General features: G+C 45.5%; 20 protein-coding genes. 11 read left to right on the top strand and 9 right to left on the bottom strand.

Translation table 11 applies throughout. The features are described 5' to 3' along the window. The first annotated feature begins 63 nt into the window (after positions 1-63). Both leuE and OQV00_RS16050 read left to right on the top strand, forming a co-directional pair. The gene (gene leuE / locus OQV00_RS16055) at positions 64-702 is read left to right on the top strand and encodes a leucine efflux protein LeuE (RefSeq protein ID WP_015584612.1); all 639 of its coding nucleotides are present in this window, start codon (positions 64-66) and stop codon (positions 700-702) included. Positions 703-828: 126 nt separating this feature from the next. After that, on the top strand, positions 829-1,092 hold the full coding sequence (locus OQV00_RS16050) for a DUF2534 family protein (RefSeq protein WP_004860746.1): 264 nt from the start codon (positions 829-831) through the stop codon (positions 1,090-1,092). A gap of 42 nt (positions 1,093-1,134) precedes the next feature. On the opposite strand, the gene OQV00_RS16045 is transcribed toward OQV00_RS16050, so the two are convergent. The 5 genes from OQV00_RS16045 to OQV00_RS16025 form a co-directional block, all read right to left on the bottom strand. Then, entirely contained in the window at positions 1,135-1,260 is a 126-nt protein-coding gene (locus OQV00_RS16045) for a hypothetical protein (protein WP_088911622.1), read from the bottom strand. 215 nt (positions 1,261-1,475) lie between these two features. Further along, positions 1,476-1,577: a YoaK family small membrane protein gene (locus OQV00_RS16040; protein WP_004101234.1), complete on the bottom strand. Its 102-nt coding sequence runs from the start codon at positions 1,575-1,577 to the stop codon at positions 1,476-1,478. Positions 1,578-1,692: 115 nt separating this feature from the next. After that, positions 1,693-2,706, bottom strand: a complete 1,014-nt coding sequence (locus tag OQV00_RS16035) for a sensor domain-containing diguanylate cyclase (protein ID WP_266279003.1) — start codon at positions 2,704-2,706, stop codon at positions 1,693-1,695. A gap of 234 nt (positions 2,707-2,940) precedes the next feature. After that, complete coding sequence (locus OQV00_RS16030) at positions 2,941-3,954, bottom strand: phage integrase (protein ID WP_048024535.1); 1,014 nt, start codon at positions 3,952-3,954, stop codon at positions 2,941-2,943. Between the two features lie 115 nt (positions 3,955-4,069). Beyond that, positions 4,070-4,369, bottom strand: coding sequence for a helix-turn-helix domain-containing protein (locus OQV00_RS16025; RefSeq protein WP_048024533.1), 300 nt, complete (start codon positions 4,367-4,369; stop codon positions 4,070-4,072). 121 nt (positions 4,370-4,490) lie between these two features. On the opposite strand from OQV00_RS16025, the gene OQV00_RS16020 reads away from it, so the two are divergent. From OQV00_RS16020 to OQV00_RS15980, 9 genes are all read left to right on the top strand, one after another. Further along, positions 4,491-4,769, top strand: a complete 279-nt coding sequence (locus OQV00_RS16020; protein WP_048024530.1) for a regulatory phage cox family protein — start codon at positions 4,491-4,493, stop codon at positions 4,767-4,769. Positions 4,770-4,789: 20 nt separating this feature from the next. Next, complete coding sequence (locus OQV00_RS16015) at positions 4,790-5,008, top strand: DUF4761 domain-containing protein (RefSeq protein ID WP_118860578.1); 219 nt, start codon at positions 4,790-4,792, stop codon at positions 5,006-5,008. A 15-nt stretch (positions 5,009-5,023) separates the two neighbouring features. Beyond that, positions 5,024-5,401: a vWA domain-containing protein gene (locus OQV00_RS16010; protein ID WP_152305835.1), complete on the top strand. Its 378-nt coding sequence runs from the start codon at positions 5,024-5,026 to the stop codon at positions 5,399-5,401. A 15-nt stretch (positions 5,402-5,416) separates the two neighbouring features. Beyond that, on the top strand, positions 5,417-5,689 hold the full coding sequence (locus OQV00_RS16005; protein ID WP_032688280.1) for a hypothetical protein: 273 nt from the start codon (positions 5,417-5,419) through the stop codon (positions 5,687-5,689). 68 nt (positions 5,690-5,757) lie between these two features. Continuing rightward, positions 5,758-5,973 (top strand): hypothetical protein, encoded by a 216-nt coding sequence (locus OQV00_RS16000; protein WP_032688279.1) that lies wholly within the window; start codon positions 5,758-5,760, stop codon positions 5,971-5,973. A gap of 5 nt (positions 5,974-5,978) precedes the next feature. Further along, positions 5,979-6,545: a 3'-5' exonuclease gene (locus tag OQV00_RS15995; protein ID WP_142631773.1), complete on the top strand. Its 567-nt coding sequence runs from the start codon at positions 5,979-5,981 to the stop codon at positions 6,543-6,545. Between the two features lie 8 nt (positions 6,546-6,553). After that, on the top strand, positions 6,554-6,781 hold the full coding sequence (locus OQV00_RS15990) for a ParE family toxin-like protein (RefSeq protein ID WP_032688277.1): 228 nt from the start codon (positions 6,554-6,556) through the stop codon (positions 6,779-6,781). After that, positions 6,778-7,713, top strand: coding sequence for a DNA adenine methylase (locus OQV00_RS15985; RefSeq protein ID WP_048024522.1), 936 nt, complete (start codon positions 6,778-6,780; stop codon positions 7,711-7,713). The genes OQV00_RS15990 and OQV00_RS15985 overlap by 4 nt, the downstream gene beginning before the upstream one ends. A gap of 37 nt (positions 7,714-7,750) precedes the next feature. Continuing rightward, positions 7,751-9,967 (top strand): replication endonuclease, encoded by a 2,217-nt coding sequence (locus OQV00_RS15980; protein ID WP_226945719.1) that lies wholly within the window; start codon positions 7,751-7,753, stop codon positions 9,965-9,967. A gap of 149 nt (positions 9,968-10,116) precedes the next feature. On the opposite strand, the gene OQV00_RS15975 is transcribed toward OQV00_RS15980, so the two are convergent. The 4 genes from OQV00_RS15975 to OQV00_RS15960 all read right to left on the bottom strand — a co-directional run bounded on the left by OQV00_RS15975 (position 10,117) and on the right by OQV00_RS15960 (position 17,865). Beyond that, positions 10,117-12,153, bottom strand: coding sequence for a UvrD-helicase domain-containing protein (locus OQV00_RS15975; protein WP_152305836.1), 2,037 nt, complete (start codon positions 12,151-12,153; stop codon positions 10,117-10,119). Then, positions 12,143-14,371 carry an ATP-dependent nuclease gene (locus OQV00_RS15970; protein WP_266278994.1) on the bottom strand — a complete coding sequence of 743 codons (2,229 nt, stop codon included), beginning with the start codon at positions 14,369-14,371 and terminating at the stop codon, positions 12,143-12,145. The genes OQV00_RS15975 and OQV00_RS15970 overlap by 11 nt, the downstream gene beginning before the upstream one ends. Before the next feature lie 711 nt (positions 14,372-15,082). Further along, entirely contained in the window at positions 15,083-16,144 is a 1,062-nt protein-coding gene (locus OQV00_RS15965) for a phage portal protein (RefSeq protein ID WP_152305838.1), read from the bottom strand. Then, positions 16,138-17,865: a terminase large subunit domain-containing protein gene (locus OQV00_RS15960; protein WP_266278990.1), complete on the bottom strand. Its 1,728-nt coding sequence runs from the start codon at positions 17,863-17,865 to the stop codon at positions 16,138-16,140. The genes OQV00_RS15965 and OQV00_RS15960 overlap by 7 nt, the downstream gene beginning before the upstream one ends. Between the last annotated feature and the right edge of the window lie 96 nt (positions 17,866-17,961).

Below are 17,961 nucleotides of genomic sequence, written 5' to 3'. Positions count from 1 at the left end.
ATCGCGGCAGTTGCGTTAACGTGAGCGCGATCATGTTTTTTGTTGAAAGCGAAGGAGTGCAGCGTGTTCGCTGAGTTTGGTGTGTTGAATTATCTGACCTATCTGGTCGGGGCTATTTTTATCATCCTGGTGCCCGGCCCTAATACCTTTTTTGTTCTGAAAACCGGTATCGCACACGGCGTTAAAAAGGGCTATCTGGCGGCGGCTGGCGTGTTCATCGGCGACGCGGTGCTGATGCTGCTGGCGTTTGCCGGCGTTGCGACCCTGATTAAGACCACGCCGGTGCTGTTTAATATCGTTCGTTATCTGGGCGCGATTTACCTGCTGTGGCTGGGTGGCAAGATGCTCTATTCCGTTCTGACTCAGCGGGAAGGGCACGCGGACGCCGGGGCTGAACCGGGAAGCGCGATTCTGAAACGCTCGCTGACGCTTAGCCTGACCAATCCCAAAGCCATTCTTTTCTATGTCTCTTTTTTCGTGCAGTTCATCGACGTTAACGCGACAACACCCGGACTGGCGTTCTTTATCCTCGCGCTGACGCTGGAAGTGATTAGCTTTATGTATATGAGCTTCCTGATCCTGTCCGGTTCGTTCGTGACGCGCTACGTGAAGACCAGAAAGAAACTGGCAAAAATCGGCAACAGTCTGATTGGTCTGGTGTTTGTCGGCTTTGCTGCGCGCCTGGCAACCCTGCAATCGTAAACCGCTGGCCGGTAGTGATTCCGGCCTGATAGCTTTATCCTCTGGCTTGTAACAAAAACCCTTCAATTTTTATTGCATTGATGTTACATATACAGCCGATTATTGGTCAGAGAAAAGGGAACCCGGATGATTCTGCAAAAGCTCATCAGCAACAAAAACAGCAAGAAATTCTTCTTGTCGATAGGGATTGTGTTTGCCATCGCGCTTACCGTGGTGGGCCGCGCAACGTTTGGCGGGGTCGTTAGCGAATACAATATGCCGTACTCCGAATGGAGCACATCGATGTTTTTCCTGCAGGGGGCGATGGTGACCGTGTACAGCATCGTGTTCACGCTGCTGTTTTCCATTCCGCTGGGCTTCTTCTTTTTAGGTTCTGACCGTCAGGACTAAGGCTATGGGGCGAACGCGCGTTCGCCCTGCTTAACCCTTCCGTCACCAGCCGCGGCCGTCATAATGATGATGGTGGTGGTGCCTGTGGTGATAGCCGTCGTCAACAATACATCCCGATAACAGCGTGCATAGCGCAAGAATCAACGATAACACGATCGGTTTTTTCATTTCTCACTTCTCCGTTGTCCACCGTCCGCGGGCAAAGAGCGTGCGGAGTCGGCTGATGAAGTGAGTGTATAGCGTTAACTTATTGAGTGGATAGGATAACTCCGCAATAACGCTCTGACGAACGATCCCCGACCGCCGATGCTACCACCAGCCAAACTGAACGCCGGCCAGGGCAACGATCGCGATGATAATCATCAGAATGGTGCTTTTTTTCATTACGCGCCGCCCGGAGCCGCGTAGCCGCCGACAAAAAACCAACCGAGAAAAACAACGGCGACGATAAAAATGGCCACCGGGAAAAGAATACCCAATCTCATGATGTTACCCCTGAAGCTAAAAATATGACCTGTCCTGCCACAAAACCATTAAGCCGCCGCATCGCAACAGCTTACCGGAAAACCTCGCTATCATACTGGATATCGCCGTCAGGTTTTAATCAATATTCAGAAAGGAATCCCGCCGCCGGGACTTTTTATCCTGATACATAGCGTCATCCGCAGCGCGCAGCGCACTTTCGACATCCAGAACCTGGGGATTTACCTCTGTGATACCAAAACTGGCGCCAGGATAGTTAATTCGGTGTTCGCCAAGAAAGTAAACCCCACATAAGGCCTGCCGCAGGGTCGCAACAAAGGACTGTTGCTGCAGCGTGTCCAGTTCGGTGCCGACGACTAAAAACTCATCACCGCCGAGACGTCCCACCAGGTCTCCCTGGCGAATATGCGCCTTCAGCCGTTCGCCAATCTGGATCAAAAAGCTGTCCCCGCACTGATGACCAAAGCGATCGTTTATCGCTTTAAAATCGTCAAGGTCGATAAAGATCATCAGCAGATTGCGCTGCTGCTCGCGCTCGCAGGGAAACATTGACGACAGATGCTTAAACAGCGCCCGGCGATTGGCTAAACCGGTCAGCTCGTCGGTATAGGAGTGCATTTCCAGCGCGACGTTGGCGGCGCGAAGCTGATCAACCAGCGTCTCTTTCTCAACATAGTGAGAAATTAAGTTGGCAAACAGCGCCATCACCTGCTCGCCTTCGAGGTTATAGGGCTGCTTATTGCGGCTGGTTGCACATAATGTGCCGTACAGCGAGCCATCGGCGAGGCGCACGGGAATGCTGAAGAAGGTGATAATCCCCAGCCCCTGAGCGGCGATGCACGACGGCCAGCGGGTGTTGACATCGTTACTGAACTGGCAGTTATCATCGATTGCACGTTTACACAGCGACTCATTCCACGGCACCGAAAACCCTTCCGGGATCTGCATTTCGCTGCTGTTATGCGCGTACAGCACCAGCTGGCGCTGCGCTTTTAAATCAATACGAGTCAGATAAGTTGACTCCATTCTGGTCACAAGCTCCAGCATCTCAAGCAGCTGCCTGACTAACATTTCGAGGGAATGTTCAGTGGCGAGCGTTTGCGAGACGCGAGCAAGAATAAAATCTGACATGAATGTACGGCTCCCGATCGCGGGTGGGGCCGTCAGTCATTTATGCTGGAAAACGGCTACCAACGAAGAGTAAACATAGATACAACAAATTTAACACATTAATGAAGGGAATACCTGCGATCGCAGCGGGGAAAAAAAGCCCCGTCGGGTGCATTACCTAAACCTGGTAGTAGTGGCTTTCAACAGTGGAATGCGGGTTGCGCGGCACACAACACCGTCGAAAGCCATATTTTACTACCTAAGTGTGGACATAATGTGGACATTTTCCGCATCAATACCACCTCTTAACGGGTTAAGAGAAATGGCATCCTGTAAGTACTCAGGTGCAAAGTGAGCATAAGCCATCGTTTGCTCAATTCGGGCGTGCCCGAGGATCCTTTGTAGCGTTATGATGCTTCCCCCATTAATCATAAAGTGCGTCGCGAAACTGTGCCTCAAGGCGTGCGTAGACTGACCAGTCGGGAGATCTGGCTTTACTTCCCGAAGTGTCTGCCTGAAGTCGATATATGACGCACTGGTAAACAACAAACCTCGCTTACCACCGGCTATAAATTTCGCAACTTCAGCTGATACCGGAACAGTGCGCAGTTTGTTGCTCTTGGTTTTAACGAACGTTACGCGATTCTGTATGATGTTTTCCGCCTTGAGTCGTGCCGCTTCACCCCAACGAGCACCGGTGCTTAAACAGAGGATTGCGATCTTCTTGTTGTCGCCATCGAGCTTTGAGAGCAAAAGAGCTATCTCTCCTTCGGTGAGATATCCGGTTTCAGGTACTTCTTCCTTCAGCTTTTTCCTGCCCCGAATTGGATGCTCACCAGAGAACAATTCAGCCTCAATTAGTGCAGTGAACATGCCACTGGTGCTATTGAGGTCACGGTTTATGGTCGAAGCTTTAATGCCCTGGCTTCTTCTTGCCGAGTAGTACTGACTTATCAGTGCTTTCGTAATCTGAAATGCACAAGGATCGTTAGTCATCCTACAGAACGTCTCAATCTTGTTGCGATTTATCCGTCCATGTTCCTCGTGCTTTCCCTTCAAATTCCACCAGATCTGTATTAACTCAGACAGATGCCGCTTATCTGTCGGTTTTGATAACCACTCTTTAGTGTGGTGGTTAAACTGCGTGTGCTTCTCAAATGCTACCGCTTCACTCTTCTTGTCAAATCTCCTGCGGATGCGCTTTCCGTTGCGCCCTGCAGGTCTTATGTCCACTTCATATCGACCATCATCGAGTTTCTTAATTGTCATAAGAAATCCCTCCGATGGGTGTGCTTACGTTTAGTTTTTAACTCTTTGCAATAATGTGATGGATACTTTTCAACCAATAATAAGCATTTAGAATATATGTAAGACTGGTTAATTATTAACCAGTCTTTTGGTCTGAGTGCTGCGAGGTTGTTAAGTCTTGCCCAAAGTGTGCGAGGGCCGGTGCGATTTGACCGGCCTCAGGCGAAACCTGATCGGTCATAAACCACAGTGTGTACTTAGTGAATTGAGGTATTTGCAGAATCTTCATCATTACGTCGGTTGGAGGGGTTGAACGCCCACTTTCGTAATAACTTAAAGTCCCATATGGAATGCCTGTTAGATCAGCTAGTTGCTGTCTACTCAGATACTCAGACTTTCTGATTAAGACGATTTTCTCGTTTAACGCGTTTGACATAGTGTTTAGATCTCAATAGTATGGTGTTTAGATGTAAGCTGTTAGGTGTTTAGTATTGAACACTATAGCCAACTATAAGCCATTCAGAGCAATCCATGAACCGATTAACGAGGAAATGTTAATGGTAAAGCAAATCATAAGTACGACCGATGCGGTTCCTTATCAGGAGTTCGCCAGACTCATCGGCAAAACTCCTGCGGCAGTTAGAGGCATGATCGAAAAAGGGAAGCTGCCTGTTATCGAGATGACCGATCCACAATCAACTTCTGGTCGTGCTGGCGAATATTGGGTTTACCTTCCGGCATGGAACAACGGCATGAAACTGGCCTACGAAAGTCGTCCGAAGGAGATCAGGGAAGGGTGGTTGATGTGGCTTGGTCTCGGTGAGCCAGGTCGATAGCCGGTTTCAGGAGATGAAACATGAAGAACGGTAGCCGCGGATCGGTATCACAACTCAATAGCAAAACCTGCCTCTACTGTGGTTTTACTATTCTGAAACTCCCACGCAAAAAACCGTACAACCGCCAGCGCTATCAAATTACGCACAAAGGCCTTTATTACGGCATTGACTTTGCTTTATCAGAAGCATGTCGGACGATTGACAGAATCATGAGTAAAAAGCGCTTCATTGCTTTTTAATCTCTGGGGGCGAAAATGAAACTCGAATATGCAGATAAAATTAATTCGCTTTTACAATGCTTCCATTTCAATAAAGAGTTTCTGGAATGGAATCATGATTATTCTCTTCAGCTCTTACGCCACGGCGTATCCCACCTTTATCATTTCGCGATGCTTCAAGGCGAGAATGATGAATGCACTCTTGAAGAACTCCGCAACATCATTATTGCCGTGACCGATGGCGATATCCCTAAACCATACGACCTGCTATCACTCGACGCTGAGCAACTGAAGAAGGCTATTGTGTTTGTTCAGCCGCTGACAGTAACGATGGAAGTTACCCCGGAGGTCTTGCAACATCTGAAACAGGGGGTTACAGCCTCCCGGCAGTTTGCACATCCACGCCTCAACTGATCATCGGAGTACGCCATGTTCACCGAAGAAAAAACATCTTGGGAACAGGAAATGCTGATCCGAGAGGCGATGGAAAGTGCAGAGCAGGGGTTCACTGTACATCTAAAAAACGGTGCTCGTATCACCATTACTTCAAAAAGCCCGACTAAAGATTTAATAATTTTTGGGCTAGAAAAGGCAATTCGCGGTAATCATGAACGTGCGCGAATGACCTTTATTGATTTCATGTATTACTGGCATGAAAGGATATTTAAGCAGATTAAAAGAAAACCACGCTACAACAAATAATTAACCAGCTTTAAAAATAACGGCATTCACTTTGCCGGGGATTCGTTTTGCCTTTTTCAGGAGGTTGAATGTCGGTCACGTCGATAAAGCTTGAAAACAAAATTAGCGATCCAGAGTTTGTGGAAATAAGCGCCAACGCACGTAAGCGCGAACGCGCCCATCTTCTGGGTCTGCTGCGCATTTTCGTTGGCCAGTTGAAAAAGGAAAGCCTCACCCCGGAAGAGATCTATTCATCAGTCGAGCGGTGGATCAGTCACCGCGAACTACCAATCAGCGAGGACTAAGAGCAATGAACCATTTAATGATTGATTTGATTAATACCAGCGAAAAACAGTCTTCTCCTTTGTGTGCCATTGAGGCTGTTTTTTTTGAGCCGTCAACTGGTCAGATTGGGAAGACGTTTTACTCCTCTATCGACATCCGTAAAGCGCAAAGCCTGAAGGGGCGCCTCAGTATCCAGACCGCATTTGACTGGATGAAAAAAGACTCTCACTGGCGTGCAGAAGTGATGAGTGCAACTGCAACTGAAGAGGATGTCCTTTGCGAGCTTGCTGGTTTCATTGCTGATAACACCCGCCCTCAGAACACTGCGTTGTTTGTATGGTTCAAAGATACCCAGGAAAAACTGGTTTCGCTTCGGTATGCCGTGGATCGCTCAGAGGTGTCTGGCATCTTTCCTGAAGGTACAAAATTCCGCTGCATTCGTTCACTTCTCGACCTTGCCGCTGCCACAGATTATGCACCTCACGCGAGGAGTGCACTTGCACGTTACACGCTCACTGACGCGCTCTATCAAGCGGAGCAAGTCTGCGAAATCTGGCAGCGCCTGACCTCACCACACATTGAATCACTCTGAGGGCTGCTATGCATTCGCATCTGTCAGTTGTTTGCAACGCGCCGCTGCCGGTTTGTAACAGGGCGCTTGCCGCCCTGAAATCCTTTTCTCGCGGCCAGCGTAATTACTCTCGCGTCAAGCCACACGCCTATCTCGTGATCCGTATTGGCCTCCGTTGGCGTTTGCTCAGTAAAAACGGCGGTAAGCAGTGGCGGCTGATGACCCATGAAACCTACAACCAGGAGTGTCGCAAATGATTAAGTCACCTTTGAAATGGGCGGGCGGCAAAACCCGCGTTATGCCGCAGCTGCTGAAGTACCTGCCGAAAGCTGATTGCCTGATTGAGCCATTTGTTGGCAGCGGTACTGTATTTATGAATACGGAGTACCGCCGTTATGTGCTTTGTGACAGCAATCGCGCACTGATTAATTTCTTCCGCGCGCTCAGGGAAACCCCAGAAAGATTGATACTGGTCGCCAGGAACATATTCAGAAATGGCAATAACGAAGATAGCTATTACGAAGAGCGCAAGTTGTTCAACCACCTGTCGTGGGATGACGAGTGTGCAGATGATTACGTTGTACGGTGGGCTGCATCATTTTTATACCTGAACCGCCACTGCTTTAACGGGCTTTATCGCACCAACAGGGATGGCGGTTTCAATGTCCCCTTTGGGAGCTATAAGGCACCTTATTTTCCAGAAGCCGAAATGCGCCTGTTTTCCGAAAAGGCTAGGGATACTCACGCGCTTTTTCTTTGTCATGATTTTCGCTCTTCCATTCCGTATGTTGCGAAGAACCGCCTCGACTCCGTGATTTACTGCGATCCGCCGTACATCCCGACTAGCAAAACAGCCAATTTCACCGCTTACGGCAAGCCATTTACCCTGGACGACCATCGCGCTTTGGTCTCGACGGTACTGGACGTTAATCGCCGGCATGGCACGCGCTCGGTCATCTCAAATAGCGACACACCAGAAACCCGCGAGATCTACTCCGCTTTCAATCTCCACGCCTTCAGCGTTCGACGTTCCGTTAGCGCCAAAACCCGCGATATGGCGGGCGAAGTGATTGGCGTACTTCGTGTGTGTGGTGGTTGCGGTCGTTCTGGTGGCGGAGGTTGTCCGGACTGTGGGGCGGTGATGGGCGATGCGACATATGCCGAAGTGTTTGCTGCGCCAGCTTGTTGAGGCGTTGGCTTCGTAAAATAAGATTCGAAGGTGAGTTATGCCTGATTCCACACCCCTGGCATGGAGCTGGAATGCCAGAAGGCAGCCAGTAAACCCTTATGCTGTTGATGTGCCTGCACGGAAACCCTCTTCGCTGGCCGTCTGGATTGCGCTTTATGAGCAGGATAAAAGCGAGCAACGCGAGCAGGCTGAAGCAATGAGTCGTGCAGCAGAAGAGTACCTCTTTTCTGTTGCACATTGCGATCCCTGGCTCCATGACGAACTGAATGATGCGCTGATTGAGAAAGCTAAGCGACACGCAGAACTCCATCGCGTTGATCCTCTTACCCTGATTCGTGATGACGTCGCCAGCCTGCCAGGTTTCCTGCGCAAGCAGCTGGAATCAAGGATTAAGTATTTAGAAAAATCAGAAGACCAGCGCCATTTACCTACCTATCTGAAGGAGGTCATTACCCCCTCATTAGCGAGGATTGACGCTGTCCGTGCTAACCAGGCGTCGCTGTCATTCCAGGCGATGGCTGGCAGGGATAGCCTTGATCAACTTCTTCGACTTGCTGAGCTGAATCAGCGGGAGGTTAAGCGGCTTTCAACACTAGTCGCAGCGCACATTGATATGATTTTTATCCAGCTTTGCGACGAGATGCTGACCGATGAATTAGCTTCTCCTATCGTAATACTGGAGCTCTATCGTCGTGTGGCGGCTGAGGTGTCACGCCTCGATGTTATCCCGCCGGGTTATGAAGTGCTCCGAAGCAAACATAATCGCCGCAACCCGATTAACTACGAGCTGATACCGGGCGCGCTTGCCCGTATGCGTTGTGCTGACTGGTGGCAACGTAAGCTATGGCAACTCCGCAACGAATGGCGGGAAGAGTTGCTTCGGGCAGCGTGCCTTGTTCATCGGCACGCATCACCTTATGTCAGTCATGACATTCTGTTGCAAAAGCGGGAACAACGCCGTAAGGCGATGGATTTTTTCCGCAGCCATGATCTGATTAACGAAGATGGCGACACGCTCAGCATGGAGGATGTGGTGCTTGCAAGTTCCAGCAATCCAGCGCACCGCCGTAATGAGATGATGGCCTGTGTTAAGGGCCTTGAACTAATTGCTGAAATGCGCGATGACTGCGCCATGTTCTACACCATTACCTGTCCATCTAAGTACCACGCCACCCTGATGAACGGGAAGCCAAACCCTGCATGGAATCACTCGACGGTGAGGGAGAGTAGCGATTATCTGGTTGATATGTTCGCCGCTTTTCGCAAAGCAATGCATAAAAAAGAGCTGCGCTGGTATGGCGTTCGCGTCGCTGAGCCGCATCACGATGGTACGGTGCACTGGCATTTATTGTGTTTTATGCGCAAAAAACATCGTCGCGCGATCACTGAGTTACTACGCCGTTTTGCTATCCGAGAAGATCGCGCCGAGCTGGGTAATAACACCAGCGCTCGTTTCAAGTCAAAGCTGATTGACCCGCGTAAAGGGACACCGGCCAGTTACATTGCAAAGTACGTCAGTAAAAACATCGATGGGCGTGGTCTGGGTGATACCGTCAGCAAGGAGACGGGTAAATCACTACGCGATAGCGCCGAGCATGTCACTGCGTGGGCATCGCTGCACCGTGTACAACAATTCCGTTTTTTTGGGATTCCAGGCCGCCAGGCATATCGCGAGTTACGATTGTTCGCATCGCAGGCATCTCGTGCTATGAAAGCCAGCAAACCGGGTGCTCCGGTACTAATGGATCCAAAACTGGACGCTGTGCTTGCTGCTGCTGATGTTGGCTGTTTTGCCACTTACATCATGAAGCAGGGCGGTGTACTTGTTCCCCGCAAAAATTACCTCATTCATACCGCCTACGAGCCGACAGTCGAGCCAGGAACCTATGGCGATCACGGGATTCGTATTTATGGCATTTGGTCGCCAATCACCGGTAAGGAAAACAAAATATGCACGCACGTCCATACCTGGAAGATGGTGAAGAAGGCTCCCGCTAACCCAGGCGCTGAAAGCGCCGACCAGGGCGACCCTGTCGCCCCTTGGACTCGTGGCAATAACTGTCCCCATTTCCTCCTAAAAGGAAGAAAAGTAGTCATAAGTTGCATAGACTTAAATAATGCGCATGTTATGGGACAGGAAATGAGGCCACTAGAAGTAAGCAAACTACCAGCTAAAGAAAAAAGGGACGTTCTTGGGCGTTTGCGTGAAGTATGCAGGTTCATGCCTAAAATAAACCTGAGCTATTTAAAGTAGATGTTGGCTGTAATAGAGCGTTCATTTGAAATATGATGTAGAAAAGTCTGACTTAGAGATATGCGGTTTACCGTGCAAGTAGCAGAAAAATACATTTTGAACCATCCGTGGCATCGTCATTCAAGTTTTTAAAATTATGACTGTAAAATTTATTTGAGTAGATGCTGAATTTTTGATTCATCTACTTCTTTATTTGTGAAGAGAATTATTTTTAAATTTTTTATAGCTCTGGAACTTGAAACATATAGTAGTCTTCTTGCGGATTCAAGCTGGATATCTAGGCTTGAATTTAAGTCTGAATTTAAAAGGTTAGAGAAAAACCCTTCCTTTCTATTGAAAGAATCTGAAAGGAATATTATAACATTATCAAATTCCAAGCCTTTTGATGCGTGACAGGTCAAATATGAAATCATAGTATCAGAATAATTCTGATAAATGAAATCTAACCATAGAAAGAACTGTTCAATATCAAGATTGAATAATCTATCCAACAAGGGTTGTGTATTAATGGTGTCTTTGAATCTACAGGTGTCGATGATTTTTTCTTTTGCGCTACCTAAACCTTCTATTAAAATATCAAAGTTATATTTTATCAGTTCTTGTACTTTTGGGTTCTGCTTTGAATATGTTTCAGATATTTTATTTGCAAAATCATCTAGGCATTTGAAATCTAAAGAATCAATAATTTTTATAGAATCTAAAATGTCAGATAGACTATGCTTTTGGATTGAGCCTTTATTGAATAAATCTGAAATTGAAAAGTCGGATTTTCTTTTTAATAGGTAAAGTGGCATTAGTAAATCATGTATGAGAGATGGTAAAGAACCTGCGTATCGTAATTCTCTAAATAAAAATTCAGAACCAATCATTTCAAATCCTTTTGCATGCTCTCTCTGATAAATATCTAACATCACAGTATAAAGATGTTCAAAGCCACAGAGTTGAGAAAGCATTTCATTTTTAAGAACAAGACATGCAAGCTTAGAGTTTTCGCTTACATTCCATTCGTATTTATACTTATCAAGTATAGAAGATAAATACTCATTGGTATAGTTATCTTCGTTTTCGATAGTCAGAGTGAGAGAATACTTTTCTTTATATATTTTTATCGGCTTCTGTAGAACGTCTTGATTGCATCCTCTAATTTTGTTAATACATGAGACAATATTTTGATGCGATCTTCTATTGATATTTTTAACCAACTTAGTTAGGTTTTTTGATTCAACGTGCACGTTATTTTTATATATTGTTTGCATAGGATCACCAAAAAATCCTAGGCATATTTTCTTGTTTTCTTGTTGGGCGATATGATGAATCTCTAAAAATAAATTAATGATATTTTCATCAGTATCTTGGTACTCATCGATGAAAATAAGCGGATGGGCGTCAATGATACATTTGGAAAGTAAAGGATATTTTTGAATTAATCGGGATGAGTACATTAATAATGTATCATGTCCAATAATGTTTTTATACAACACTTCGATGTTTTTAGTGTTGAAGTATCTTATTTCTGTGTACTTACCTTCTTTCGCCTGTATTTTACATATGCACGTTTTGAATTCTTGTGATTTCATTGCCTTTTTGAAAACGCTGGATAGTTTCTGATAATTTCCTTTTAGTTGATTAAAGGTATTTTCATCAGTGATGGTTTTTAAATATGCCCAAAAAGTAGATGCTGATTTCAGAGACTCATAAAATTTATTCTTATCTTCGAGAATACGATCAATTATTGAATGCAATTGGGCTTCTTCTAAATCTCTTACCTTTAATAAAGCAGGGTTATCTGTTTGTAATTCATATAACTCACTGTGAATATTTGCTATTTCTTCATTCAAGAAAATCATATGCTCATCAAGCAGTAAATCCATATGGTACTTAACAACATCCCATATGTAAGAATGGATTGTAGAAGTTAGTACTAAGTCATTATCACCTAATCGATGTTTTATTTCATCGGATGCATTATTTGTGTATGTAATACATAATGCTTTTTGACTATTGGATATCAGTTGCGTGTAGTTACTATTTATAAATTTATTAACACCTGTAATTAAAGCATGAGTTTTCCCTGAGCCAGCTCCAGAAATGAAATAGAAGGATTGTGCATTTGTTATCAGTTTAAAGAGCTGTGCCTCGACGTCTTTTTCGATTTCAGCTTGCTGTTGGTCAAGTTTAAAGTTCATAAGTTACACCATCTCTTTTTAACTTTAATGTAAGCCATTCAAGCCCTTTTAATATATAATCAGGAAGATCAGGCTTAGGTTGATCTGTTGTAACCAACGAAAAAATAAGACTGTTAGAAAAGTCACTTTTTTTTCTTGCCAATAACTTCTGTATTTTCCTTGATTTATGGGCAATGTTACAAACGTCAATTGGGTCGCTAAGCACTTTTATTGTTTCTTTTTTTATGACTTTGAGCAGGATTTCAAGTAGTAATTTATTGTCATAATTTTTTAGTATTAATGCTTCTTCGAAACTAGTAGCATAGTAAAATATATCTGGGCTGTCTTTTGGTATTCCCACACAATCCTTCTGGAAAACCACCATTAAATTATCATTTACATAATAATCTTTTAATGACGAAATTTTGTTGTCGCCAAAAAAGTGGCATAAAGTCGCGTTGGTTGTTATTAAATTTTCTGAAAGAATAGATATTTGATCAGTTATTCCATCGCTTTCATCGCTTTCATCGCTTTCATCGCTTTCATCGCTTTCATCGCTTTCATCGCTTTCATCGCTTTCATCGCTTTCATCGATTTCATCGATTTCATCGATTTCATCAACATCAACGGCACCGTGAATTTCTCCAGTTTCTTCAGCTGTGTTGATTTTCTTGGTCTCTTTCTTGAAGTCAATATCAGTGATGATTAAGGACGGGATTTGAATTTTGTTTATTAGCTTTGCATAAACCTTTGCATGAGCGCCATCAATTCTGAAAACAGAAATATTCATTCGATTGAGAACTGGATGATCTTCAATATATGAATTTAAAACCCTTTCTTCTGTAATGCCTTCAACAAATATTATGGCATCAGAGAAAAAAAGATCTGGAGTTTGATGTTTTATATGTTTCTTAATGAATTCAAATTGTAATGATTTTTTCTTCGTATTTGCTATGTCTTTATCTTTAAGTAAAACATTTGCAGCATTCCCGTCCTTAAGGCAGATGTAATTAATGTCATCGAAGGTATTACTACTGTGAATTACACTATTTAATATGTGAGATGAGTGTGTTGTGATGAGGATTTGACTTTTCAGTGAATTTAGATGCTCAAGATGAGAAGATAAGATTTCATTCAATGCTTCTTGGATATGTCTAATGAAATTGATTTGCATCTGTGGATGCATGAATACTTCTGGTTCTTCAATACACAAAAGTCTTATCCTACTCTGACTCGTTTCCTTTAGACTTTGATTAGTGTAATCAATTATTTCACCGATAATACTCACTAAACTTGCATAACCTAAACCGAATTGACTCTCAGGAACAAGAAACTCTCCATCTTTATGTTCATAAGTTATTAAATCTGACATTAGTTTATCAAATGTCAATTCAGATCTGAGTTCTATTCCAATATCTTTATCTGATATGATCTTTGCTAGAATTCTCTCCACACCTGATTGATGTTTTGTTTTAATGTTTTTGGTTAAACTTTGGTTGTTATTATCTACTAAGCTTAATATTCCTTTGTATTCAACATCATCACTCTCATACATATATTTTATTATTTTATTGAATGATTTTGTCAGTAATTTTTTGTCATGAATGTTTTTTGCGGCCGAGATGACTCTCAAATCAATGATGTTTTTTGGGGTTAGAGTATCAACGTTTATGTTTTGGTAATTTTTTATCTTTCTTCTGAATTGTGTTTTGGACAAAATATCGAGGTATTTTCTAAAAATGGCCTCCGAATTGTACTCGTCACTGGTGTAAGCAGCTTTGAGTTCTTCAATTTTAGAAATGTAATCTGCTATTATTTTTACTTCATACTCAACAGTGATATTTGCTTTTCGTTCTCCCTCTTTCAAGGCCTTTTTTGCATTGATGAAAGGTTGGAAATCACCAATGAGATCATGCGTCATATCATCTAATATAATTTCTATTTCAAAGGATAGTTTTGGTGTTAGGTAGGGTTTGCCATTAAGATTTTCATTAAGTATATTTTTTGAGTAATTATAATTAAAGTCATGGCCGGTTATTTTTTCTGAGTCAGAATGTAAAAGTTCTAGTGCTTTCGTTACAGTCGTTTTACCTGAGTTATTTTTTCCAATCACTAGGGTTGTTGAAGAAGCAACTAAATCCTTTTGTGGAGATTCACTATGTGATTTAACAAATCCGATAAAATTATCAGTTTCTCCAAATTTTCTGAAGTTGTTTATTTTTAGAAAAGATATATACATAAAACCTCCTGTCGCAATGTATCATTTTAAAAAAAACACACTAACCATATCGGATTTTACGAAAAATCCATAAAAAATCAATAGATAAGAGTAGAGTAATAAAGTTACTTACACCGTTAATAATCTCTCCTGTCAGGCAATCAATACCATTACTAATGGTTATGAACAATTGATTTTTATATTAAAAGTTTCTTCTGTTTCATATTATATCGATGCTATTTATCATCATGTATTTAAAGCCTAATTTAAGTTATTATTAGTTTATTCAATGTGTTACGGTATGTTCTGTTCTGGTTTAGGTAAAAAGTTCGTACTTAGCCTCTTAGAGATAAACTAAATTGGCTGCATAAAATTGCACTGTTTTGCATGATTTTATGACATACATTCTTCTTTTAAATGCAAACGATACCGGAGGGGGGAGACCCTATTGTGCATGCACGAAAAACGACAGGATTGCTGCGCGCAGGTGACGGGGGGCAAGCCCCCGCAAGTGGGTCAGGGTAGCGAAGGTGGCAGAATACGCAATTTCACGGATTCTGCGTTACGGAGAGCGGTCGTTTTGGGTGGATGCATGCTTCGCGCAGGGAAAAAGCAGCGACGCGCAGAGGGGGGCTGATGCGGGATTCTTTAAGCAGAAAAGATGAGGCCAGCGAAAACACTGGCCTGTTATTAATGGCTGATGTTGTTTAAAGAAACTGAATTTTCTGGCGGTTATTTCTCAGGGGAAAGCAACGCGTAAGGGTTAAAGCGGATCACCTCTTCTCCGATCCACTCGTTGACCACCTTCAGCGCCTCCATCACGGGTGTCAGTTCGTTGATGGCATAGACCCGGGCGGCCTTCTCAATATCCCCAAACGATCCATTTCCTGCTGGCATGGCGCCCATTAGCTGCGGCGGGATACGGTGTGCCGCGAGTATGTCGTCCCTGGTGGCGTTCTTAATGTTGATAAACTCATCTTTTGCCGTGATCTGTTGAAACGGCAGGATCTGAACGCCATCCTTGCCGCCGCCTGGCGCATGCAGCAGTACGTTTTTAAATGCCCCTTTCCCACGCGCACCGGTTAGTGTCTCTTTGACCGTTTTCATGCTTTTATCGTCAACCTGTCCCGCGCCAATATAGACAATACACCCCGCGTGAGAGCCGTTGTCGTAGTACAGCTTGCGGAACATGTCAGCGGAGTGTGACAAACTGGCCGCCAGCAGCGCTGCCATATATTCGGGCATGCCGTAGACCTCCTGATTAATGTCCGGATTCAGAACGTGACACACTGAACCCGGTTTAAACGAGTGTTCCTCTTTCCAGCGCCGGATGAACCAGTATTGATCGAGGTCCGTACTCCCGCGCCGGGTGTATTTCGCCAGTGAATGCCGGAAGGAAAGTGGCCCGCCCAGGCGATTGCGTGGGAGTTCAAGGTAGGCATTGCCAAACGTGAACCAGTCCAGCGCAAACGCGGAAAAAGCCTGACGGTTGAGCAGTCTGTGCGGGATAAAGCAGCCGGTCAGCACATTACGTTTGAAGTACAGGGCAGACTCATGCCAGGCGCTCTGGCGTGGCGCTTTAGCCAGACCATAAAAATCTATCGGTGTTTCATAGTATCGCCCGTTATCCAGGCAATAGAGATTGTCTAGCAGGTCGGCCATATCCCGTACCGGATAAGGCCCGTCAAAGCTGAATGCTGTTAACTCAGGATCGGCCTTCAGTGACTCCGCAATGTCAGATCCGGCGGTGCTGGCTATCGGCTTTTTACCGTTTTTCTTTTTCAAAGTTACCATCCCATTGCGAAACCGCCGCCGCCACTCTCCTGGCCCAACGGTTCGTTAATAATCGAAAGCATGGTTGCCCACGCCATATCACCGTGGCTTACACCGCGCGAACGGTCAGTTTCGTAAGTGACGAAACCGCCGGGCGTAACGACTTTGCGAACAGCGTTAAAGGCTCTGACCAGACCCTGCTCGCTGCGGTCATATTCCCAGCGGCCGGCGCGTATGACCTGCAACATTTTGAGAACAAGGGCGCGCTTGGAAGACAGGCTCATCTGGTAGCAAATAGCCGCCGGGAACCAGTTTTTAACAATCTGCCAGACCGCCTCCCCGACGCCTTGTCCGTCAATGGCGATGTGAGTGACGTTGTAGCGCTCGGCAGCCTCTTTGATGACCGCCGCCTGCTGTTCAAACTCAAGCCCTCGCAGTTGCTTCAATTCAATCGTGCGGAACCGCCCTCCGGCGACCAGGGGCGGAACAGTGACGGACAGAGCACCTGCATCACCATTACCACTGCCGCCGTTGGCATCGTAACCCAGCCACACCTCGCGCTGTCCCATAGGACGACCGGCGAAAGGTTTCCAGTCGGGCCAGTCGTCATACCCGTCAGCGCCGCACCCTAGTAACTGGCTAAGATTGAATGCACTCTCGCCGTCTTTGACGAACTCGCACATGTACAGGTTTTCAAATTCATCAGGACTGTTTTCGTCCCTGATTTCATCAATGTCGGTGTAATCCCAGCCGTTGTTGATAGCATCCTGAATGGTGACAATCTGCCGCCATGTCTTGTCCGGGTATAGCAAGCCGCTATGGGTTTTCTTCCAGGACACGTCAAAATCAAGGCGTTGCGCTTTAGGTCGCTTCGCGTTCCACCGATCGCCGGTCCAGAACTGATAGGCTTCATGGCTTTCGCTCGATGGCGTGGAGAAATACGTGCGCGTTAAGCCTTTTAGCGTTGCCATGGCGCCGGCAACTTTACGCAGATTGATAAAGTTTCCGGTCCAGAAAAACTCATCAAATCGCAGGTGGCCGGTGTAAGACTGTGCTGTCGCCGCAGACGTCCCGAGAAAATGCAGCTCTGCGCCGTTCGATAGCGTGATCTGCTCGCCGCCTTTAAGTTCGACGTCCACCTCTTCAGCTGCTTTGCGGATAAAGTTTCGGAACTGGAGCGCCTGCTTTCGTGACGCTGACAGAAAGATTTGGTTGCGCTGGTAATCGTGCTTAACGTCTGTCCTCAGCGCTCCCAGCAATGCCTCGCGGGCAAAGTACCAGGTTGCTCCAATCTGCCGTGATTTGAGGATCATCCGGTTACGCTGATCTCGTTGTTCGTACCAGCCGCGCTGATGCCAGGCGAGGGAGTCGAGGATTTTTAAGCGCAGCGCCTCGATCTGCTCCTCGGAGAAGTGATTTTTCTTCTTGCGACGACTGGATGTTTTAACCCCGGCAGTAATGGAGGCCTGCCCGGTATCCAGCTTTTTCAACTGGCGGGTTAACAGATCAATCTCTTTGAAATCGCCACTGGTTTTATTGTCTTTCGCACTCAGTTGGCAGAGGCGGGTATCAATGGATTGCGTCACCCGTTTGATAGGCGTTGTGTCGTCCCATTCGTCGCGTTTTTTCCACGAATAAACCGTGTTTGAGTTGATACCCATTAACCGCGAAATTTCGGCAGGTGGATATCCCTGCCAGTAGAGCTGCTTTGCTCGTAATCGAATAAACGCATCCTGAATCATCACTTCCCCCTTTTGAGCAGGGAGATTACCCGCGCGCGATCACGGCGGCGCGGGGTTTCAGGTCTGGGCGTTCTCCGACAACAAAACCGCGTGGCG

The organism is Klebsiella sp. DY2415, from assembly GCF_026314315.1.
GTDB lineage: Bacteria > Pseudomonadota > Gammaproteobacteria > Enterobacterales > Enterobacteriaceae > Klebsiella > Klebsiella ornithinolytica.
Note: the sequence above shows the minus strand (reverse complement) of the source record. Positions and strands in the feature narration are given on the sequence as shown.

Coding starts and splice junctions, on each gene's coding strand:
- OQV00_RS16050 (WP_004860746.1), top strand. CDS start 829: ATGATTCTGCAAAAGCTCATCAGCAACAAAAACAGCAAGAAATTCTTC.
- OQV00_RS16045 (WP_088911622.1), bottom strand. CDS start 1,260: ATGAAAAAACCGATCGTGTTATCGTTGATTCTTGCGCTATGCACGCTG.
- OQV00_RS16040 (WP_004101234.1), bottom strand. CDS start 1,577: ATGAGATTGGGTATTCTTTTCCCGGTGGCCATTTTTATCGTCGCCGTT.
- OQV00_RS16035 (WP_266279003.1), bottom strand. CDS start 2,706: ATGTCAGATTTTATTCTTGCTCGCGTCTCGCAAACGCTCGCCACTGAA.
- OQV00_RS16030 (WP_048024535.1), bottom strand. CDS start 3,954: ATGACAATTAAGAAACTCGATGATGGTCGATATGAAGTGGACATAAGA.
- OQV00_RS16025 (WP_048024533.1), bottom strand. CDS start 4,369: ATGTCAAACGCGTTAAACGAGAAAATCGTCTTAATCAGAAAGTCTGAG.
- OQV00_RS16020 (WP_048024530.1), top strand. CDS start 4,491: ATGGTAAAGCAAATCATAAGTACGACCGATGCGGTTCCTTATCAGGAG.
- OQV00_RS16015 (WP_118860578.1), top strand. CDS start 4,790: ATGAAGAACGGTAGCCGCGGATCGGTATCACAACTCAATAGCAAAACC.
- OQV00_RS16010 (WP_152305835.1), top strand. CDS start 5,024: ATGAAACTCGAATATGCAGATAAAATTAATTCGCTTTTACAATGCTTC.
- OQV00_RS16005 (WP_032688280.1), top strand. CDS start 5,417: ATGTTCACCGAAGAAAAAACATCTTGGGAACAGGAAATGCTGATCCGA.
- OQV00_RS16000 (WP_032688279.1), top strand. CDS start 5,758: ATGTCGGTCACGTCGATAAAGCTTGAAAACAAAATTAGCGATCCAGAG.
- OQV00_RS15995 (WP_142631773.1), top strand. CDS start 5,979: ATGAACCATTTAATGATTGATTTGATTAATACCAGCGAAAAACAGTCT.
- OQV00_RS15990 (WP_032688277.1), top strand. CDS start 6,554: ATGCATTCGCATCTGTCAGTTGTTTGCAACGCGCCGCTGCCGGTTTGT.
- OQV00_RS15985 (WP_048024522.1), top strand. CDS start 6,778: ATGATTAAGTCACCTTTGAAATGGGCGGGCGGCAAAACCCGCGTTATG.
- OQV00_RS15980 (WP_226945719.1), top strand. CDS start 7,751: ATGCCTGATTCCACACCCCTGGCATGGAGCTGGAATGCCAGAAGGCAG.
- OQV00_RS15975 (WP_152305836.1), bottom strand. CDS start 12,153: ATGAACTTTAAACTTGACCAACAGCAAGCTGAAATCGAAAAAGACGTC.
- OQV00_RS15970 (WP_266278994.1), bottom strand. CDS start 14,371: ATGTATATATCTTTTCTAAAAATAAACAACTTCAGAAAATTTGGAGAA.
- OQV00_RS15965 (WP_152305838.1), bottom strand. CDS start 16,144: ATGGTAACTTTGAAAAAGAAAAACGGTAAAAAGCCGATAGCCAGCACC.
- OQV00_RS15960 (WP_266278990.1), bottom strand. CDS start 17,865: ATGATTCAGGATGCGTTTATTCGATTACGAGCAAAGCAGCTCTACTGG.